At 68.0% G+C, this 21092-nt stretch carries 14 protein-coding genes; 8 read left to right on the top strand and 6 right to left on the bottom strand.

What is annotated here, in order from left to right; genetic code table 11:
• Positions 1-73: 73 nt before the first annotated feature.
• The 5 genes from ISP14_RS05485 to ISP14_RS05465 all read right to left on the bottom strand — a co-directional run bounded on the left by ISP14_RS05485 (position 74) and on the right by ISP14_RS05465 (position 4404).
• Complete coding sequence (locus ISP14_RS05485; RefSeq protein ID WP_404536900.1) at positions 74-961, bottom strand: cytochrome c oxidase subunit 3; 888 nt, start codon at positions 959-961, stop codon at positions 74-76.
• 47 nt (positions 962-1008) lie between these two features.
• Positions 1009-1143, bottom strand: coding sequence for a hypothetical protein (locus tag ISP14_RS05480; RefSeq protein WP_404536899.1), 135 nt, complete (start codon positions 1141-1143; stop codon positions 1009-1011).
• Between the two features lie 21 nt (positions 1144-1164).
• Positions 1165-2781, bottom strand: coding sequence for a cytochrome c oxidase subunit I (gene ctaD / locus ISP14_RS05475; protein ID WP_404536898.1), 1617 nt, complete (start codon positions 2779-2781; stop codon positions 1165-1167).
• Positions 2782-2893: 112 nt separating this feature from the next.
• Complete coding sequence (gene coxB / locus ISP14_RS05470; RefSeq protein ID WP_404536896.1) at positions 2894-3829, bottom strand: cytochrome c oxidase subunit II; 936 nt, start codon at positions 3827-3829, stop codon at positions 2894-2896.
• Between the two features lie 86 nt (positions 3830-3915).
• Positions 3916-4404, bottom strand: coding sequence for a DUF2244 domain-containing protein (locus ISP14_RS05465; RefSeq protein WP_404536895.1), 489 nt, complete (start codon positions 4402-4404; stop codon positions 3916-3918).
• A 210-nt stretch (positions 4405-4614) separates the two neighbouring features.
• Between ISP14_RS05465 and putA the strand changes: the two genes are divergently transcribed.
• The 6 genes from putA to ISP14_RS05435 all read left to right on the top strand — a co-directional run bounded on the left by putA (position 4615) and on the right by ISP14_RS05435 (position 15428).
• Complete coding sequence (gene putA / locus ISP14_RS05460; RefSeq protein WP_404536894.1) at positions 4615-7770, top strand: bifunctional proline dehydrogenase/L-glutamate gamma-semialdehyde dehydrogenase PutA; 3156 nt, start codon at positions 4615-4617, stop codon at positions 7768-7770.
• Between the two features lie 114 nt (positions 7771-7884).
• Positions 7885-8970, top strand: coding sequence for an AraC family transcriptional regulator (locus tag ISP14_RS05455; protein ID WP_404536893.1), 1086 nt, complete (start codon positions 7885-7887; stop codon positions 8968-8970).
• Positions 8971-9097: 127 nt separating this feature from the next.
• Positions 9098-10333, top strand: coding sequence for a parallel beta-helix domain-containing protein (locus tag ISP14_RS05450; RefSeq protein WP_404536891.1), 1236 nt, complete (start codon positions 9098-9100; stop codon positions 10331-10333).
• A gap of 7 nt (positions 10334-10340) precedes the next feature.
• Positions 10341-11483 carry an SO2930 family diheme c-type cytochrome gene (locus ISP14_RS05445; protein WP_404537137.1) on the top strand — a complete coding sequence of 381 codons (1143 nt, stop codon included), beginning with the start codon at positions 10341-10343 and terminating at the stop codon, positions 11481-11483.
• Positions 11484-11562: 79 nt separating this feature from the next.
• Complete coding sequence (locus tag ISP14_RS05440; protein ID WP_404536890.1) at positions 11563-14025, top strand: TonB-dependent receptor; 2463 nt, start codon at positions 11563-11565, stop codon at positions 14023-14025.
• Entirely contained in the window at positions 14019-15428 is a 1410-nt protein-coding gene (locus ISP14_RS05435; RefSeq protein ID WP_404536889.1) for a coniferyl aldehyde dehydrogenase, read from the top strand. Before ISP14_RS05440 ends, ISP14_RS05435 begins: the two co-directional genes overlap by 7 nt.
• A gap of 78 nt (positions 15429-15506) precedes the next feature.
• Here ISP14_RS05435 and ISP14_RS05430 read toward each other — a convergent pair whose 3' ends face one another.
• Positions 15507-17009, bottom strand: a complete 1503-nt coding sequence (locus tag ISP14_RS05430) for an OmpP1/FadL family transporter (RefSeq protein WP_404536888.1) — start codon at positions 17007-17009, stop codon at positions 15507-15509.
• A 197-nt stretch (positions 17010-17206) separates the two neighbouring features.
• Between ISP14_RS05430 and ISP14_RS05425 the strand changes: the two genes are divergently transcribed.
• Both ISP14_RS05425 and ISP14_RS05420 read left to right on the top strand, forming a co-directional pair.
• Positions 17207-17494 carry a YcgL domain-containing protein gene (locus tag ISP14_RS05425; protein WP_404536886.1) on the top strand — a complete coding sequence of 96 codons (288 nt, stop codon included), beginning with the start codon at positions 17207-17209 and terminating at the stop codon, positions 17492-17494.
• 79 nt (positions 17495-17573) lie between these two features.
• Complete coding sequence (locus ISP14_RS05420) at positions 17574-21071, top strand: ankyrin repeat domain-containing protein (RefSeq protein WP_404536885.1); 3498 nt, start codon at positions 17574-17576, stop codon at positions 21069-21071.
• Positions 21072-21092: the final 21 nt, after the last annotated feature.

Raw genomic sequence — 21092 nt, 5'->3', positions numbered from 1 at the left:
GTCGCGTGAAATTAAATAGTCCGGCCATGGATGGCCGGTTTTTGACTTTTGCCTTCCGCGACGGGGTGTAGCGTCAAAGTATGTAGACAAACAGGAACAGGCACAGCCAGACCACGTCGACGAAGTGCCAGTACCACGCCACCGCCTCGAAGCCGAAGTGGTGCTCCTTGCTGAAGTGGCCCCTCAGCACGCGCAGCCAGATCACCGCCAGCATGATCGTGCCCAGGGTCACGTGCAGGCCGTGGAAGCCGGTGAGCATGAAGAAGGTGGAACCATAGACGCCGCTGTGCAGGGTCAGGTTCAGCTCCTTGTACGCCTCCATGTACTCGTGCGCCTGGCAGTACAGGAAGCCCGCACCCAACAGCACGGTGAGGCCGAGGAACAGCAGGATGCGACCGCGATGACCGGCGCGCAGCGCGTGGTGCGCGATCGTCACGGTGACGCTGGAGGTGAGCAGGATCAGCGTGTTCAGCAGCGGCAGCCCCCACGGCGCCACGGTGCTGAAGGCACCGCCGACGTGCAGCGGGCCGTTGCCGCCGGCCGCGCCCCAGGCGCCGCTGTAGCTGTCGTAGAGGAACTGGTGGGTGAGCACGCCGTGGCCCTCGCCGCCCAGCCACGGCACCGAGAACGTGCGGATGTAGAACAGCGCGCCGAAGAACGCGCCGAAGAACATCACCTCGGAGAAGATGAACCACATCATGCCCATGCGGAACGAGGTGTCCACCTGGGGGTTGTACAGGCCGGCCAGCGATTCCTTGATCACCGAATGGAACCAGCCGAAGAACATGCCGAGGATGCCGACCGCGCCGATCGTGATCATCGTCTTGCCGAAGCCGGACTCGCCGGGCTCGGCATTCAGCCAGTGCGCGGCGCCGAACACGGTGAGGAACATGACCACCGCGGCCACGATCGGCCACTGGCTCTTGCTCGGTACGTAGTAGATGTCGTGTTGCTGGGCCATGCTGAGACTCCGTGGAGTTTCCCCGGTGAGGCGATGAACCGCCTCGACTATTTCATCAACAGAATTTGCGCGAACGACAGCAGGTAGAACGCGCCAACCACGATGGCCAGCACCGTCACGGTACGACGCACACCGTGGCGGCGCCTCCGTTCAAATTGTCCGTCCGCAGTGTGGTTGGCCATGTGTCGTGTCCCGTGCGCCGGTCAGTCGTTCACGTGGCCGTGCGCCAGTTCCTCGTCGTGCACCACCGGCGGCACCGTGAAGCTGTGGTGCGGCGGCGGCGAGGACAGCGTCCACTCCAGGCCGCGCGCGCCTTCCCACACGCGGTCGGTGGCCTTCTTCTTCGAGAAGAACGCGCAGTGCACGACCACGCCGAGGAAGATCAGCTGCGCGGCGCCGAACAGGAAGCCGCCGATCGAGCTGATCATGTTGAAGTTCGCGAACGCCACGTTGTAGTCCGGGATGCGGCGCGGCATGCCGGCCAGGCCCAGGAAGTGCTGCGGGAAGAACAGCACGTTCACGAAGATCACGCTGCACCAGAAGTGCACCTTGCCCCAGAACTCGTTGTACATGTGGCCGGTCCACTTCGGCAGCCAGTAATACGTCGCCGCCATGATCGCGAACGCCGCACCGGTCACCAGCACATAGTGGAAGTGCGCCACCACGAAGTAGGTGTCGTGGTACTGGAAGTCGGCCGGCACCAGCGCCAGCATCAGGCCGGAGAAGCCGCCGATGGTGAACAGGATCACGAAGGCGACCGCGAACAGCATCGGCGTCTCGAAGGTCATCGAGCCGCCCCACATCGTGGCCACCCAGTTGAACACCTTCACGCCGGTCGGCACCGCGATCAGCATCGTCGCGTACATGAAGAAGATGTCCGCGCCCAGCGGCAGGCCCACCGCGAACATGTGGTGCGCCCACACGATGAACGACAGGAAGGCGATGCTGGCGATGGCGTACACCATCGCGCGGTAACCGAAGATCGGCTTGCGCGCGAAAGTCGGGATCACTTCCGAGATGATCCCGAACGCCGGCAGGATCATGATGTACACCTCGGGGTGGCCGAAGAACCAGAACACGTGCTGGTACAGCACCGGGTCGCCGCCGCCGTGCGGATTGAAGAAGCTGGTACCGAAGTACTTGTCGGTGAGCAGCATGGTCACCGCGCCGGCCAGCACCGGCATCACCGCGATCAGCAGGAAGGCGGTGATCAGCCAGCTCCACACGAACACCGGCATCTTCAGCAGATCCATGCCCGGCGCGCGCATGTTGAGGATGGTGGCGATGATGTTGATCGCGCCCATGATCGAGCTGATGCCCATCAGGTGGACCGCGAACACCACGTAGGCCAGCGAGCCGCTCTGCAGCGACAGCGGCGGGTACATCGTCCAGCCGCCGGCCGGGCCGCCGCCCGGCAGGAACAGCGTGGACAGCATCAGCGCGAACGCGAACGGCAGGATCCAGAACGAGAGGTTGTTCATGCGCGGCAGCGCCATGTCCGGCGCGCCGATCATCAACGGGATCATCCAGTTACCGAGGCCCACGAAGGCCGGCATGATCGCGCCGAAGATCATCACCAGCGCATGCATGGTGGTCATCTCATTGAAGAAGTACGGCTGCACCAGGTCCAGGCCCGGCTTGAACAACTCGGCGCGGATCACCATCGCGAAGCTGCCGCCGATGAAGAACATCGTCAGCGAGAAGATCAGGTACAGCGTGCCGATGTCCTTGTGGTTCGTGGACATCACCCAGCGCTGGAAGAAGCCCTGCGGTGCGTGGTGATGGTCATCGTGGTGATCGTGGGTGGCTTCGTGGGCCATGGCCTTGCACCTCTGCCTGAGTCTGTCGATGGCGCAGCCGCGGGCGGCTGCTCTCCGGAATTTTCGCGGCCAGGACGGCCGCAACACGTCTTGACTGCGATCGCGCCCGGGCTCAGCCCTGCCCGCCGTGCGCGGGTGCCGCGGCCTGCGCCGTTGCCGGCGCGGCGGCACTGGAGGCGGCGGCCGGTGGCGCAGCGGGCGCCGGCGCGGACGCCTGCTCCTGCGTGGCCAGCCACTTCGCGAAGTCCTCCTGCGATACCGCGTTTACCACGATCGGCATGAAGCCGTGGTCCTGGCCGCACAGTTCGGCGCACTGGCCACGATAGGTGCCGGGTTCGTTGATGTTGGTCCACGCGGTGTTAACGATGCCGGGGATGGCATCCATCTTCCAGCCGAACGCCGGCACCCACCACGAGTGGATCACGTCGTCGCTGGTGATCACGAAGCGGATCTTGGTGTGGATCGGCAGCACCAGCGGCTTGTCCACGTTCAGCAGGTAGGTGTTCTCGTCACCGGTCTTCACCGCGTACGGGTCCATGCCCGAACCCAGCTGGCGGGTCTTGTCGCTCAGCGCGTCGAGCTTGGACATGAAGCCGACCTTGCTGACCGGCTTGCCAAGGTAGTCGACGTAGTCGTAGCGCCACTTCCACTGGTAGCCGGTGACCTTGATCGTCATCTGCGAGCCGGTGGTGTTGGCGAACGAGACCAGGCCACCGGTGGCCATCCACGCCAGCACCACCAGGATGATCACCGGGATCGTCGTCCAGACGATCTCGACCGCGGTGTTGTGCGACCACTTCTCTGCCACCGCGCCACGCGACTTGCGGAAGCGGAACATGGCGATGAACATCGCGCCGAACACCAGGATGCCGATCACCACGCACACGCCGAGCGCGACGTTGTTCAGGAAGTACGGCTCGCCGGACCAGGTGGTCACGCCGCGCTTCATATTGAGCTGCCACGGTTGCGGACCGGCCTGCGCAAGACCGGCGCACAGCGCCAGCACGAGGGCCGTCGACGCCGCCACGGCGCGCCTGATGCCGGTCATCCTGCCACGGCTGGATCGGCCACGATTCGGCCCGGTCCCGTCAGTCCTGATGCTGCCAGATGTCATGCTCTCGCCCTTTGTTGAACCTATCCGCGCGACTGGTCGTTGAATCCTTCCAGCAACACCGTGAGTTTCCGCAACAGCTCGACACGTTCCTGTTCGGCAAGGAACCTGCCGATCTCCAGCTCGCGCCCGTGCGACGACAGCAACAGGCGGCGACATCCGCTTTCCCCCTCCTCCAGCCGCACGCGCACCCAATAAGGCTGGAAACGCACGCGTTGCCGTCCCGGCAACGATTGCACCTCCAGCGACCTGTCGTCGAGGGTGATGCGCTCGCTGCGGTCGCCCGCCCGCCAGGCCACGCACAAGGCGACAGCCACGGCGGACGACTCGACCAGGGCGAACAGCGGAGCGAATACATTCCCCTGCCACGCGCCCAGGACGGCGGTCGTCAGCGCTAGCGCGACCAGAAGCATGATGAGCCGACGCAGGCCGCGTCGACTTAGCGTGCGATTGGGCCTGAGCCATATCGTCACGCGCGGCAAGCCGGCGGCGGCTGGTCGTAGCACGATCATGGAGATCCGGCGTGCCAAGAGCGCTTCGATGATAGGTCGCATGGACGCAAGGGGCAAGAATGTCGCAGGGGCTTGAGCCTGGTCACTTTTGCCGCACACGCCACATACCCTCGCGTACCCTGCGCCGCGGCAGCGGGTTGCGGCGGTGGAGCGGCGCACGGCGTACAATCGCGCGTTCCCAACCGCTTCCCCCATCGCATCGACTCCGCCGTGACCCAACCCATCCTCAGCCCCGAACTCCCCGCCGGCGCCGAGCCGGCCCGCGCGCGCATCACCGCCGCGTGGCTGCGCGACGAAACCGAAGCGGTCAACGACCTGCTCGCCCAGGCCACCTTGCCGCCCACCGAGCGCGAGCAGGTGATCGACGTCGCCGCCGGCCTGGTGACCCGCGTGCGTGCCCGCGCCAAGGACCAGAGCGCGGTGGAATCCTTCATGCGCCAGTACGATCTTTCCTCGGAGGAAGGCGTGCTGCTGATGTGCGTGGCCGAAGCGCTGCTGCGCATTCCCGACAAGGCCACCGCCGACAAGTTGATCCGCGACAAGCTGGGCGACGCGGACTGGAAAAAGCACCTGGGCCAGAGCGAGTCGCTGTTCGTCAACGCCAGCACCTGGGGCCTGATGCTCACCGGCCACCTGGTGAACCTGGCCGAGGAGACCCGCCGCGACTTCACCGGCGCGCTGAAGCGCCTGGCCGGCCGCGCCGGCGAGCCGGCGATCCGCCTCGCGGTGCGCCAGGCCATGCGCATCATGGGCCACCAGTTCGTGATGGGGCAGACCATCGACGAGGCGCTGGACCGCTGCGCCAAGAAGGAATACGCGGTGTACCGCTATTCCTACGACATGCTGGGCGAGTCCGCACTCACCAGCGAGACCGCCGAGCGCTACCAGGAAGACTATCGTCGCGCGATCGCCCGCATCGGCGCGCGCGGCCCGTTCGCCAACCACACCGACGCGCCGTCGATCTCGGTGAAGCTGTCCGCGCTGCACCCGCGCTACGAGGTGGCCAAGCGCGAGATCGCCCGCCGCGATCTCACCGCCAAGCTGCTGGAGCTGTCGCAGCTGGCGATGAAGCAGGGCATTGCGCTGTCCGTCGACGCCGAGGAAGCCGACCGCCTCGAACTTTCGCTGGACATCATCGGCGACGTCTTCGCCCACCCCTCGCTGCAAGGCTGGAACGGCCTTGGCATCGTGGTGCAGGCCTACTCCAAGCGCACCCCGTTCGTGATCGACTGGCTGATCGAGACCGCACGTGCGGCAAATCGTCGCTGGTACGTGCGTCTGGTGAAGGGCGCCTACTGGGATGCCGAGATCAAGCGCGCCCAGGAACAAGGCCTGGCCGGCTACCCGCTGTACACGCGCAAGCCGAACACCGACGTTTCCTACCTGGCCTGCGCGCGCAAGCTGTTCGACGCCGGCGTCGAGCTGATCTACCCGCAGTTCGCCACCCACAACGCGCACAGCATCGCCGCGGTGCATCACATCGCGCGCGGCCGGCCGTTCGAATTCCAGCGCCTGCACGGCATGGGCACCGACCTCTACGCCGAGGTGATCGGCCCGCAGAACCTCAACGTGCCCTGCCGCGTGTACGCGCCGGTGGGCACGCACGAAGACCTGCTGCCCTACCTGGTGCGCCGCCTGCTGGAAAACGGCGCCAACACCAGCTTCGTCAACCGCGTGGTGGACGAGTCGCTGCCGGTGCGCGAACTGGTGGCCGATCCCTGCGAAACCGTGCGCCGCTTCGCCTCCATCCCGCATCCCCGCATTCCCCTGCCGGTCAATCTGTTCGGCGAACTCCGGAAGAATTCCATGGGCATCAACTTCTCCAACGACAACGAACTGAAGGCCACCGCCGAAGCCGTCAACGCCAAGTGCGGTCCGTGGAACGCCGAACCGCTGGTGCCCGGCGCCAAGGGCAACGGCCCGACCGTGCAGGTGACCAACCCGGCCGACCGCCGCCAGGTCGTGGGCAGCTACGTCAGCGCCGACGCCGCGCTGGTGGACAAGGCGCTGGCCAATGCCGTCGCGGCCCAGCCCGACTGGGATCGCCTGCCCGCCGCCAGCCGCGCCGCGATTCTTGAACATGCTGCGGAACAACTCGAAGCGCGCCGCGCCGAGTTCATCGCGCTGTGCGTGCGCGAGGCTGGCAAGAGCCTGCCCGACGCCATCGCCGAAATCCGCGAGGCCGCCGACTTCCTGCGCTACTACGCCACCATGGCGCGCCGCCTGTTCGGCCAGCCCGAGCAGTTGCCCGGCCCCACCGGCGAGAGCAACCAGCTGTTCCTCAACGGCCGCGGCGTGTTCGTCTGCATCAGCCCGTGGAACTTCCCGCTGGCGATCTTCCTGGGCCAGGTCAGCGCCGCGCTCGCCGCCGGCAACAGCGTGATCGCCAAGCCCGCCGAGCAGACCAGCCTGATCGGCTATGCCGCGGTGAAGCTGCTGCACGAAGCCGGCGTGCCCGAGGCCGTGCTGCAATACCTGCCCGGCGACGGCGCCGTGGTCGGCGCTGCGCTGACCAAGGACCCGCGCGTGGCCGGCGTGGCCTTCACCGGCTCCACCGAAACCGCCTGGGCGATCAACCGCGCACTGGCCGCGCGCAACGCGCCGATCGCCGCGCTGATCGCCGAGACCGGCGGCCAGAACGCGATGATCGCCGACTCCTCCGCCCTGCCTGAGCAGATCGTCAAGGACGTGATCGCCTCCGCGTTCCAGTCCGCCGGCCAGCGCTGCTCGGCCGCGCGCGTGCTGTTCGTACAGGAAGACATCGCCGACAAGGTGGTCGGCATGCTCGCCGGCGCGATGGCCGAGCTGAAGGTGGGCGACCCCGGCCAGCTCACCACCGACGTGGGCCCGGTGATCGACGAGGACGCCAAGCAGATCCTGGTCGACCACGCCGCGCGCATGGACAAGGAAGCGAAGAAGATCGCCGAGGCGAAGCTCGATGCCGACGTCGCCGCCCACGGCACCTTCTTCGCGCCGCGCGCCTACGAGATCCCCGCGCTCGCCACGCTCACCCGCGAGGTGTTCGGCCCGGTGCTGCACGTGCTGCGCTGGAAGGGCAGCGAGCTGAAGCAGGTGGTGGAACAGATCAATGCCACCGGCTACGGCCTCACCCTCGGCGTGCACAGCCGCATCGACGACACCGTGGAATACATCCGCAGCCACGCCCGCGTCGGCAACTGCTACGTCAACCGCAACCAGATCGGCGCGGTGGTCGGCGTGCAGCCGTTCGGCGGCGAGAGCCTCTCCGGCACCGGCCCCAAGGCCGGCGGCCCGCACTATCTGCTGCGCTTCGCCGGCGAGCGCACGCTCACCATCAACACCACCGCCGCCGGCGGCAACGCCTCGCTGCTGACCATCGGCGAGTAAACGCCGCATCCGCCCCCGCCGCTTGTGCATTGCGCAAGCGGTCGGCGGCGCAAGCGTGCTAGAAAGTCCGGATCGCGGGCCGCAATGGCCCGCCCGCGTCGGAGCAACGGCACCATGGCACGTCCCGCCGGCATGATCGGCTTCCATTCCGCGGCGCACCTCGCGCCGGCGACGGAAGACCCGCGCTTTACCGTCGCGGAGTTTCCCACCAACAAGCTGCTCTACCTGGTGCAGATGGCGGATGCGCAGGGCGTGGACAGCCGCTCCTGGTTCGCGGGGCTGGCGCTCAACCGCGCGCAGATCGCCGACCCGGCGCTGCGCGTGTCCTACCGCCAGGCCAGCATCTTCGTGCACCGTGCGCTGGCGGCGTTGGACGTGCCGGACGCGGGCCTGCGCATCGGCCGCGAGGGCAACCTCGGCGGCTTCGGCCTGCTGGGGCTGGCGATGATGACCTCGCGCACCTTCGGCGAAGCGATGCTGGCTGGCATCGCGCACCACAAGATCTGCGGCTGCCTGCTCGACCTCGCGTTCGAGCCGGTGGACGAGCACGCCGTGGCGATGGTCGCGCTGCCGCTGTTCGACGACGCCAGCCTGCTGCCGTTCTTCTGCGAGGAACTGTTCGCCAGCTCGACGCTGATCGCGCGGGAACTGGTCGGTGCCGAATTGCGTCCGCTGCGCGTGGAGCTTGCCTATCCGCGTCCGCAGCACGCCGACGAGTATGCGCGGCTGTTCGGCTGCGAGCTGCGCTTCGACGCGCCGCGCTGCCGCCTGCTGATCGACACGCAGTGGCTGGCCCGTCCCTTGCCGGGCTACAACCCGCTCACGGCGCAACAGGCGCTGGCGCTGTGCGCGCAGCAGCGCACGGCGGACGGCGGCGAACCGCACCAGGAGATCGTCGCGGCGGTGGAACGCCTGCTGCGCAGCCAACTGCGCCAGCAGCCCACCCTCAACGATGTAGCGCGCACGCTCAACCTCAGCGAACGCTCCCTGCGGCGCCGGCTCACCGAGAGCGGGCGCGTGTTCCGCGAGATCCACGACCGCGTGCGCGCCGAACGTGCCCTGCAGCTGCTGCAAGCCGGCAGTCTGAGCGTCGCCGAGATCGGCGGCGAGGTAGGTTTCAGCGATCCGCGCGAGTTCCGCCGTGCCTTCAAGCGCTGGACCGGCATGGCGCCACAGGAAGCCCGCCGCGCCGCCGCCTGACGGCCTTCCGCGGTCAACACTGGCCGTTTTACCCCCCACGCGTTGGCCGTTTTGCCCTCCCCAATTGCAACGTGTTGCGGGACAGTGACGTATCCGCAATGCCGTTCGAATGGGGAGTTCAACGATCATGCGCAAGACGCTCATCGCCGCCACGCTCGTCGCCGTACTCGCCGGGTGCAGCAGCCAGCAGGCACCCGCACCGCAGAATGCCTCCGACGCCAGCTTCGAGTCGAAGCTGCAGGAACAGTTGCTGGACGCCAAGCCCGGCACCGTGATCGACATCCCCGCCGGCCACTACAGCCTGAAGCGCGGCCTCAGCCTGCGCACCGACGGCGTGACCATCAAGGGCGCCGGCAAGGACCAGACCGTGCTCTCGTTCAAGGGCCAGGTGGTGGGGCCGGAAGGCCTGCTGGTGAACGCCAACGACTTCACCATCGAGAACCTCACCATCGAGGACACCAAGGGCGATGCGCTGAAGATCAACCACGGCAAGAACATCACCATCCACGGCGTGCGCACGCAGTGGACCGATGGCTCCAAGACCAGCAACGGTCCCTACGGCATCTACCCGGTGAAGACGCAGAACGTGCTGATCGAGGACTCCGAAGCCATCGGCGCCTCCGACTCGGGCATCTACGTCGGCCAGTCCACCAACGTGATCGTGCGCAACAACCGCGCCGAACAGAACGTGGCCGGCATCGAGATCGAGAACACGGTACATGCCGACGTGTACGGCAACACCGCCACCAACAACTCCGGCGGCATTCTGGTGTTCAACATGCCCGACCTGCTGATGGAAGGCGGCGGCACGCGCGTGTTCAAGAACCACGTGGTCGCCAACAACCACGACAACTTCGCCGCCAACGGCTCGGCGGTGGCCAGCGTGCCGGCCGGCTCGGGCGTGGTGGTGAACTCCAACCCGAAGGTGGAGATCTTCGACAACGACATCGCCGACAACAAGACGGCGAACATCATCGTCTCCAGCTTCTACTCCACCAACTACGCCAGCAAGACCGGCGTAGCGGCCGGCTACGACCCGTACCCGAAGGGCATCTTCATCTACGGCAACCGCCTCAAGGGCGGCGGCGATTCGCCCAGCGGCCTGGACTTCAAGACGCTGAAGCTCGCCATGTTCGGCATCAGCGGCCATTTCCCCGACGTGCTGTGGGATGGCTACAGCGATCCGAAATTCACCGACAAGACGCTGCCGCCGCAGGACCGCATCTGCCTGCAAGACGTCAGCGGCGTGGTGAATGCCGACGGCCCCAACGGCTACAAGCACCCCAACACCGACATGAAGCCGTTCCAGTGCACGCTCGACAAGCTGCCGGCGGTGACGCTGAACCCCGAGCCGAAGATTTGAGGGCGTGATGGTGAAGTTTGCGAAACACGCCGCGCTGCTGGCGCTGCTTCTGCTGGCCGGCTGCCAGCGCGGCATGGCACCGCCGGCATTCCACGCCGACGGCAAGCCGCTCCGGCTCAGCGACTGGCACATGGTCGAAGCCCGTGACGGCAAGCTGGAACTCAACGCCGGCGTGGTGCCTTACAGCCTCAACACGCCGCTGTTCACCGATTACGTGCACAAGCTGCGCACGGTCTGGATGCCCAAGGGCGTGTCGGCGAAGTACGACGCGAAGAACACGTTCGACTTCCCGATCGGCACCGTCGTCACCAAGACCTTCTATTACCCGCGCGCCGCCGACGGCAAGTTCAGCGACGTGGCGCGCACGCTGGATTACTCCGGCGACTTCACCGGCCAGGACCTGAACCTCGCCAGCGTGCACCTGGTCGAAACGCGCCTGCTGGTGCGCCGCAAGGAAGGCTGGACACCCTTCGTCTACGTGTGGAACCAGGCGCAGACCGAAGCCACGCTGGTACGCACCGGCGACGTGCAGGCGCTCACCTTGGTCGATGCACAGAACCAGCGCGAGGACTTCAACTACGTGGTGCCCGACGAAGGCCAGTGCGTGAACTGCCACGAAGCCGACATGATCGGCCGCAGCATCCTGCCGATCGGCCCGAAGGCGCGTCACCTCAACCGCGACTACGACTACGGCAGCGGCCGCGAGAACCAGCTGGAACACCTGGTCGCCATCGGCTACCTGATGGACCTGCCCAAGCTCGCCGACGTGCCGAAGAACGCCGACTGGCGCGACCCCAGCGCCTCGCTCGATGCGCGTGCGCGCGCCTGGCTCGATGTCAACTGCGCGATGTGCCACAACCCGAACGGCGAGGCCAGCGTCACCGGCTTCTCGCTCGGCCCGGACGTGCCGGAAGACCACCACCTCGGCCTGTGCAAGTCGCCCGAGGCGGCCGGACCGGCCACCGGCGGACGCCTGTTCGACATCGTGCCCGGCAAGCCGGACGCGTCGATCATCATGCACCGCATCGGCTCCGCCCAACCCGGCGTGATGATGCCGGAGATCGGCCGCAGCACCGTGGATCGCGAGGGCGAAGCGCTGATCCGCGCGTGGATTCTTTCGCTCAAGGGGAACTGCGACATCGTGCGTTGAGCGCCGTCGCAGGGGATGAAAACTTTCGGCGCGGCCGCCGCGTCATGCGTGACCAAGCCTGGGGAGAACGGGTATGACGATGCGCCAACGACCATTGTCCGCGATAGTGCGCCAGATGCTGTACGGTGGTACCGCCCTGCTGCTGTGCGCGCCTTTGCCGGTGCTGGCCGACCAGGCCGCCGCGCCCGCGCAGAACGCCACGCCCGCGAAATCCAAGTCCGACGCCGACAAGGCCAAGCAGCTCGGTGCCGTCACCGTCACCGCGCAGAGCCGCGCGCAGGAAGTGCAGGACGTGCCGATCGCGCTGCAGATCGTCTCGGCCAAGCAGGTCGACACGCTGGCCGCCACCGACATCAGCAAGATCGACATCTTCGTGCCCGGCCTGGTGGTGGGCGCCACCCAGCCCACTCAGCCTTCGTTTGAACTGCGCGGCGTGCAGTCCTCCGGCAATTTCGGCATGGGCGTCGACCAGCCGGTAGGCGTGTACGTCGACGGCGTCTACGCCGGCAGCACCGGCGGCACGCTGCTGGCCTTCAACGACCTCAAGCGCATCGAGGTGTTGAAGGGTCCGCAGGGCACCTTGTTCGGCCGCAACGCGGCGGGCGGCGCCATTTCCATCGTCACCAACGAGCCCAGCGATCATTTCGAGGCCAGCGGCAAGCTGCGTTTCGGCAACTACGGCGAGCGCTACGGCGACGCGCTGGTCAACCTCCCGCTCAACCAGGACATGGCGCTGCGCGTCAGCGTGATGGACAACCAGAGCGACGGCTGGGTGAAGGATGCCGCCACCGGCAAGCACTACGGCGTCAACGACGACTGGGGCACGCGTGCGGTGTTCCGCTGGAACCTCACGCCCGATACCCGCGTGCTGCTGTCCTGGGATCATGAGCAGCTCAAGCAGCCGCCGCATCCGGCGTTCGGGCTGGTCCCGCTGTCGAACGACACCAACCAGCGCGCGCCTTTCCCGGCCGATCCGACCACCTTCCTCAACCCGTTGCACACGCCGCTGTACAACGACGCGGTGAACGCCATCGAGAAACGCCGCTTCGACGGCTCCACGCTCACCATCGACCACAGCTTCGGCTGGGGCAACCTCACCTCCACCACCGCGTGGCGCAACTTCGACACGGTGAACCTGGGCGACTACGACGGCACCAACCACATCGTCGACTACCTCGAAACCGGCAACTACGAGCACAACAACAGCTGGTACCAGGAGTTCAAGCTGAGCGGCAACACCGACCTGATCGACTGGGTGGCCGGCACCAGCTGGTACAGCGAGCAGGGGCGCCAGACCAGCGAGGCCGGCGTCACCACCGACAGCCTCGACACTTTGGCCCAGAACGTGATGGGCGTGGGCACCCCGCTCACCGACATCAGCAACGGACTGGCCGCGATGGGCCTGCCGTACACCTTGCTCGGCGACATGTGGCGCGAGCGCATCATGAACGACGAGAACTACAAGTCGTGGGCGGTATACGGCGACGTGATCTGGCACCTCAACGACCGGCTCAACCTCACCACCGGCGTGCGCTTCACCCACGACCAGAAGAGCTTCAGCTGGTACAACCCGCCGCGCGACGCGCCGCAGTTCGATGCCACCGTGCTGGCGCTGAACAACGCCGGCATCACCGCGCTGCTGCCGCCCGAGGCGCAGTACGCCCTGGCTGCGTTCGGCCAGAACGTCATCTTCACCCAGGGCACCGGCTCGCCGGTGGGCGTGCTGGTGAACGCCAACCGCAGCTGGACCGACGTCAGCCCGCGCGCAGTGCTCGACTACAAGTTCACGCCGAACATCATGGGCTACGTCTCGGTGGCCAAGGGCTACCAGGCCGGCGGCTTCGGCTTCCAACAGTTCAATTCGACCTATGCGCCCGAGACGGTGTGGAACTACGAAGCGGGCATCAAGACCGTATTCCCGGATCAGAACCTGCTGCTCAACGGCTCGGTCTACCACTACCGGTATCTCAATCAGCAAAGCCTGATTCTGTTCACCGACACGACCATCCCGCATTACGGCATCAGCAGCAGCAACGAACAGGCCACCGGCGCGGAACTTGAGCTGCAATGGCAGCCGATCGAAGCGCTGCAGATCGGCTTCAATGCCGCCTACATCGACCAGACCTACCTCAATACCGTGCAGAACGGCATCGACGTCAGCAACCAGCCCACCGGCACGCCGAAGTACTCCTATACGGCGCATGCCAGCTATACGTGGCACGACGTGGCCAACGGCGACGTGAGCTTCAACTGGACCTACGGCTACCGCTCCAGCACGCGCTGCAACAGCGGTTCGCAGCAACAGGGCACCTGCCAGATGAGCCCCAATTTCTCCGTGGGCACCGCGCAGAACCGCACCGACGTGCGGCTGGGTTGGGACGCGGCACACGACCGCTGGGGCGTCGCCCTTTTCGCCAGCAACCTGTTCAACCACCGCTACGTCTACGGCGTGGACAATACCGCCGGGCAGGTGTTCGGCACGCCCTACGCCAACATCATGCCGCCGCGCACCTGGGGCATGGAACTGCACGCGAGGTGGTAACCGTGCCGGATCTCTCCGCCATCTTGCAGCGCATGCGCGATGCCCAGACCCGCGACCCGCTGCCGGACTGGACCACGCGTGCGGAACGCCTGCGCGCACTTGAGCGCCTGCTGCACGCGCATCGCCACGACATCGCCGCCGCGATCCACGCCGACTTCGGCAACCGCCCGGCGGAGGAGACCGAACTGCTGGAAGTCTTCCCCAGCCTCTCGGCCGTGCGCCATGCCCTGCGCCACGGCAAGCGCTGGATGCGGCCGAAGCGGCGGCTCGCCGATCTGCTGTTCCTGCCGGCGCGCACCGAGCTGCGCCCGCAGCCGCTGGGCGTGGTCGGCATCATCGTGCCGTGGAACTACCCGCTCTATCTCGCGGCGGGGCCGCTGGTGGATGCGCTGGTCGCCGGCAACCGCGTGATGCTGAAGATGAGCGAATACACGCCGCGCTTCTCCGCCCTGTTCGCCGAGCTGATCACGAAATACTTCCGCAACGACGAAGCGCAGGTGATCAACGGCGACGCCGCGGTGGGCCAGGCTTTCGCTGCATTGCCGTTCGACCACCTGCTGTTTACCGGTTCCACCGCCGTGGGCCACCACGTGATGCGCGCGGCGGCCGCCAACCTCACTCCGGTGACGCTGGAACTGGGCGGCAAGTCCCCCGCCATCCTCGGCCCCGGCGCACGCATGGAACAGGCTGCAGAACGCATCCTGTTCGGCAAACTGGTCAATGCGGGGCAAACCTGCATCGCGCCCGACTACGTGCTGTTGCCGCGCGCGCAGATCGCGGAATTCACCGCCGCCGCACGCGCGGCGGTGGCCCGCCTGTATCCCGACCTTGCGCGCAACCCGCAGTACGCCAGCATCGCCACCGACCCCCACTACGCGCGACTATCCGCGCTGCGCGACGATGCGAAAGCCGCCGGCGCCGCCATCGAATCCCTGAGCGACGCCTCGCCCGACGCCACGCGCCGCCTGCTGCCGCCCGTGCTGCTCACAAACGTGCGTGACGACATGACGGTGATGCAGGAGGAAATCTTCGGTCCGCTGCTGCCGCTGCTGCCCTACGAGACGCTGGACGAAGCCATCGCCTACGTGCGGGCACGCGCGCACCCGCTCGCGCTGTATCTGTTCGAAACGGACCCGTCACTGATCGACCGCGTGCTGGCCCGCACCCACGCCGGCGGCGTCACCGTCAACGACACGCTCTATCACATCGCCCAGCACGAACTGCCGTTCGGTGGCGTGGGCGCCTCGGGCATGGGCGGCTACCACGGCGAAGCCGGCTTCCGCACCTTCTCGCACCTGAAGCCCGTGTTCCGCCAGGCGCGCTGGAACGGTGCCGGCCTGCTCAATCCGCCATATGGCGCGCGTTTCCGGCGCATGCTGGATCTGTTGCTCAAGCGCGGCTGAGAATCCGTGGCGCAGGCATGAAAAAACCTCCCCGCTCGCGCGGGGAGGTTCGTTGGCAGACGCCCGATCGCGATGCGATCAGAACTTGTACTGTGCCGACACGCTCAGCAGATTGCCGTAGTCGTCGAAGTTGCCGGCGAGGACGTCGCCGGTGGCGTCGGTGGAACCGTTCATGCCCGCGTGGCTGACGAAGATGTGCGCGTAGGCGGCGTTGATCTGGAAATTCTCGCTCGCCTTGTAGCCGATGCCGAACGTAGCCATGTGACGCGCCGCATCGGGCACGCGCGGATCGCGGTTGACCGCGTTCATCGGCGCCTGGTCGACCGACACGCCGGCACGCAGGGTCAGCTTGTCGGTGGCGTAGTACTCGCCGCCCACGGAGACGTAGTAGGTGTTGCGCCAGTTGAACGGCAGCGTGGTGGTCGGCTGCGTCGGGTTGGCGTAGACCAGCGTGAGGCTGCGCATCACGCTCCACTGCGTCCACGTCACGTCGGCGCCGATGCCGAACTTCGACTCCTGGTGCCAGTAGCTGAAGGTGGCGGTGGCCGGATTGGTGAGACGCGCCGTGCCGGCGGTGTGCTGGAACGCCGGGATGCTGCCCGACAGCTGCGGGTTCTGCAGCAGCAGGTCGTAGCCCGGGGTGGTGGTGAAGTTGGCGGTGCCGTCGATGTCGTGCGTGATGCGCGAACGGTAGTCCAGGCCCACGCGGTCATTCGCGGTCGGCTTCCAGTAGGCGCCCAGCTGCCAGCCCCAGGCCCAGTTGTTGCCCTTGACGCTGGCGTAGCCATCCGAACCCGGCGGGGTCAGCGCGGCCACGCCCGCAGCGGCGGCCTGGCCCTGCGCGGCAGCGGCCTGCGCCATGGCGGCGGCCTGCGCCGGCGGGATCAGGCCGGCCGCGGCAGCGGCCTGGATCTGCGCGATGGCCGCAGCGGTCTTCTCGCCGATGCCCTGCTGGATGCCCAGGCCCACGGCGTTGAAATTGATCGCGTTGGTCAGTTCGGCGTTAGTGCGCTCGGCGATGGCGCTTGCGCCGATGCTCCACTGGTCGTTGATCTTGAACGAGGCGGACAGCGTGGTGTCATACGAGCGCAGCAAGGTCTTGATGGCGTCGTAGCGACCCATCCAGTTGCTGTCGTATTCGGTCTGGAAGCCGAATGGCACGTCGAACGCGATACCGAGATTGACCTGGTCGTTGAGCTTGGTGGCGATGGCCAGCGCGGGCACCGGCAGCGTGGTGCCGGCGTCGCCGCCGTTGCCGCCGCTGATCGGGTTGCCCAGCACGTCATGCGAGCTGCCGCTGAACTTGGCGCTGAAGTTGATCGCGGTGATGTCCGCCTGCACGAAAGTGCCGTCGAGGTCGCTCATCGCCGCCGGGTTGTTCTCCACCACCGACACGTCGTTGCCGGCCGTGACGGAGCCAGCGTAGGCGCGGCCGAGGCCCTGGGCACTGTTCTCCTTCAGCTGGAAGGCACTGGCATGGGCCATGCCGGGTGCAACCAGCGCGCCGGCAACGGCCACGCTGAGCGCGGCAAGCGCCAACGGACGGGCGGCGCCAGAGAGGGAACGGGAAGACTTGTGCATCACGGGCTCCTGCGGATCGAGATGGAAGGTTCGTGCGCCCTACGGGTTTCACACGAAATTCATACGGGCGTTTAACATGCTTCCGCGGCACTGTGCCCGCTCATTCCGGGTGTTGCAAGTGCTGGCGCAGCAATCGCCGCCGCATTCCCCCGCGATAATGGCCGGCCCGCGCCGCCGTGAATCAGAGGAAAGTCTCAATGCAGTGTTTCGTCTACGCCAGCCGCCGCAAACCCGACACCTATCTATGGCTGGCCGAACGCGACAACTTCAGCGTGTTGCCTGAACCGCTGCGCGGCATGCTGGGCGTGCTGCGTTTCGCGCTGGAGTTGCCGCTGGACGAACAGCGGCGCCTGCCGCGCGAAGATGCCAGGCAAGTGCTGGCGCATCTGCGCGAACGGGGCTGGCACCTGCAACTGCCGCCGGAGCACGCGCTGGCTGCCGCCAACCATCCCGGCTACGGTACGACGCTGCCCGACGCACCCTGAGCGTGACGATGCGGCGCGCTGGCCGCCGCGTTAACGTGAGGTTACCGTCTGTGTCCATCACGATTCCTATACTGTGACGATGACCCAGACCAAATCGCGCCGACGCCCTCCGTTCCTGCAGGCACTCGCCTGGTTCGTTCCCGGACTGATCGCCGTGGCGCTGGCCGGCATGGTCGCCCACCCGCTGACCCTGATCCCGCTGCTGCTGGCGAACGCGCTGACCATGGCCGCGGTCTGCCACGCGATCGGTTTCGATCCCGAGCCCAGCTTCGCGCGCACCGTGCTGCGCCGGGGCGCCGCGCACCTGGTGATGTTCACCGGCTACGCGGTGATCGTGTTCGTGCTGGTCGCCTGGCCGATGCTGGCGCTGAGCCAGTCGCACAGCCTCGCCGCCACGCTGGCCCTGGCCGCTACCCTGGTGCTGGCGCTGGCTGTGCTGTGGCGGCCGTGGCCTGCCTTCGGCCTGGTGTTCGTGTGGGACGACGCCTACCCGGCGAAGCACGACGGCTCGTGGATATTCACCGCCACCTTGCGCAGCCTGATGTTCGGACGCCACCTGGCGCGCGAGGAGCGCTTTTTCAGCCACTTCCTGCCCGCCGCGCTGGCCCTGCTGGTGCTGGCCTGGGGCGCGATCGCGCTGAGCGGCCTGTACGGCATGTTGCCGTCCGAACTGCGCATCGCCGCGCTGGCGCTCTATGGCGTGTTGCTGCTGCCGCTGGGTTGCCTGATCGTGGCCAACCGCACCTTGCGCACGCTGCTGTGCGCCCAGCACGACCGCCATCGCCGGCACGCCGCCGCCGGCGATCATGCACCGGCAAGCGCCAGGCCGGCCGCACCTGTCGCTGCGGCTCCGCTGAGCGAACAGGAGCGCACCGCCGGCACCCCCGAACAAGCCGCTGCCCTGCTCGCCGCCACCCGCGACGGCGATATCGAGCGCGCACTGGCCCTGGTCGAGGCCGGTGCCGATCCGGCAACCGCCCCCCTGGCCGGCGATCGCGACCAGCGTCCCGTGCTGATGCTCGCCGCGCTGCTGCCGGATACCCGCCTGCTGCGCGCGCTGATTGCCCGCGGCGCCGACGTCAACCGCACCAGCGGAGGACTCACTCCGCTGCTCGCTGCCACCCGCGACAGTTGGCACGGCCGCTCCGAAGCGGTCATGACCCTGCTGGCGAACGGTGCGAATCCGCTCGCCACCGACGCCGAGGGCCGCACCGCGCTGCACGGCGCGGTGCTCGGCGAGGAACCGATGGTGGCGGCGATGCTGCTCGATGCCGAGGCGCCGATCAACGCGCTGGACCGGACCGGTGCCAGCCCGCTGGTGGTGGCCTGCCGCGCCGCCAACTGGCCGCTGGCGAAGTTCCTGCTGGAACGCGGCGCCAAGCCGGCGCCGGCCAACGGCGAACCCGCCCTGGTCGCCGCCGCCGGCATCGCCGACGACGATCCCGCCGGCGTGAAACTGCTGCTCAAGCACCGCGCCGCGGTGAACGCGGTGGACGCGCGCCGCCGCAGCGCGCTGATCGCCGCCGCGGCCGAAGGCCACGAGCAGATCGCCCGCGCGCTGTGCGCAGCCGGTGCAGACGCCACGCTGGCCGACCGCCACGGCAGCACTGCACTGATGGAAGCCGCGCGCGCCGGCGCCGTGGCCATCGTGCAACGGCTCGCCGAAGCGCAGCCCGACGCGCGCGCCCGCGACAGTCATGGCCGCGACGCGCTCACGCTGGCCTGCCAGTCGCCGCGCGCCCACGCCGACACCGTGCGCGCCTTGCTCGCGCTGGGCGCCGAACCGAAGACGCCGGGCAGCGACGGCCGCAGCGCGCTCGACCATGCCGCCGCCGCCGGCCGCTGGGACCTGGTCGCCCTGCTCGACCCGGAAACTCCGCTGCCGGCCAGCCTCGGCGATGCCGCGATCTCCTCCGGCGCCGACACACCCGCGCACCTGCTCGACGCGCTGCGCTTCGGCCATTGGGCGATCGTCTCCGGTTTCGCCACGCGCGCGCGTGACTGGCCGCAGGCGCAACTGGCCCAGCTCTATCTCGAACTCGCCCAGCCCGGCCAGAGCCAGGCCCGCCGCTGGCTGCTGGACCACGGCCTCGATGCCGAGGCACGCCTCGCCGCACAACAGCCCGACGACGAGCACGGCGACGAGCTGGCCGCCGCGATCGACGGCGAACACGCCGCGCCATCCGCGCTGCCGCCGTTGGGTCGCCGCCTGTTCGATGCGCTGCTGTTGCTGCTGCCTGCCGCCACCGAGGCGGTGGAAGACCTGCTGCAGGCCGGCGCCACGCCGGCCGGCGCCGGTCTGCTCGCACAGGCCTTGCAGCGCCTGGGCGGTTCGGCGCAAGGTGCCGCGCTGCCGCTCGCCCTACTCGAACGTGGCGGCGATCCGTTCGGCGCCGACGCACGCGACCGCACGCCACTGCAACTGGCCGCAGTGAACGGCCACGGCGATCTGCTGCACGCTCTGCTGGCACGCGGCTGCGATCCCAACTGCCGCGACCGCGACGGCCGCACGCCGCTGTTCGCCGCGCTGGAATACGGCGAGGCCGCGCTGCCGCTGGTGCGCGCACTGATCGCCCACGGCGCCGACGCGGAAGCCGCCGACGCCAATGGCGAGACGCCGCTGGGCCTGGCGCTGGAACATCCGGCGATCGAGCGCTGGCTGGACTGGGGCCATTGGCCGCGTCCACGCCGCCCACTGCGCGCCGACGACCTGCCCACGGCGGCGCAGGCCGGCGCGCTGACGGCCGTGCAGCGCCTGCTGGAACTGGGATTCGCGGTCGACACCGTCGATGCGCACGGCGCCAGCGCGCTACTGCACGCCTGCGGCGCCGGCCATCGCGAAATCGCTGCCTGCCTGCTCGATGCCGGTGCCGATCCCGCGCTGGCCGCGGCGAACGGCATCACCCCGCTGGCCGCCGCCGTCGCCGGTGGCCGCGAGAGCACGGTGGCGCTGCTGCTGGAACGCAAGGCCGATGTCGACCAGCGCCTGCCGAACCAGAGCACCGCGCTGATGGTCGCCGCTGCCATGGGGCGTCCCGAGCTGGCCGAAGCGCTGCTCGCCGCCGGTGCCGCCGTGGACGCCGTCGACGCGCGCGGCCGCAGCGCGCTGCATGCCGCCGCGCAATACGGCTTCGAGCACAACGATAGTCTGCGCGCGCGGCGCCTGCTCGACGTACTGCTCAAGCACGGCGCCACCGTCAACCACGCCGACGGCGAAGGCAAGACCGCGCTGCTGCTGCTGCTCGGCGCCCACCTGCGCCCCGGCAGCGACTGCGACGCCACCCACCTCGGCGCGCTGGTGCCGGTGCTGCTGGAAGCCGGTGCCGAGGTGGCGCACGCCGACCAGCGCGGCGTCACCGCCCTGCATGCCTGCGCCATGCACGCGCTGCTGCCGCCGGCCCGTGTGCTGTTGTCGCGCGGCGCCGACCGCGGCGCCGCCGATGCGTTCGGCCGCACCGCCGCCGACGTGGCGCGCCAGCTCGGTTACGTCGATATCGCCCATGAACTGGCGGTACGCGCCAGCGCGATTCCCAGCGTGCGGCAGACCCTGCGTCAGCCTGCCCAGCCGGCGGAGTGACGGCATGCACCAGGCCTGAGC

It is taken from the genome of Dyella agri, assembly GCF_044904705.1.
GTDB lineage: Bacteria > Pseudomonadota > Gammaproteobacteria > Xanthomonadales > Rhodanobacteraceae > Rhodanobacter_A > Rhodanobacter_A agri.
This window is presented reverse-complemented; position numbering and strand designations above follow the sequence as displayed.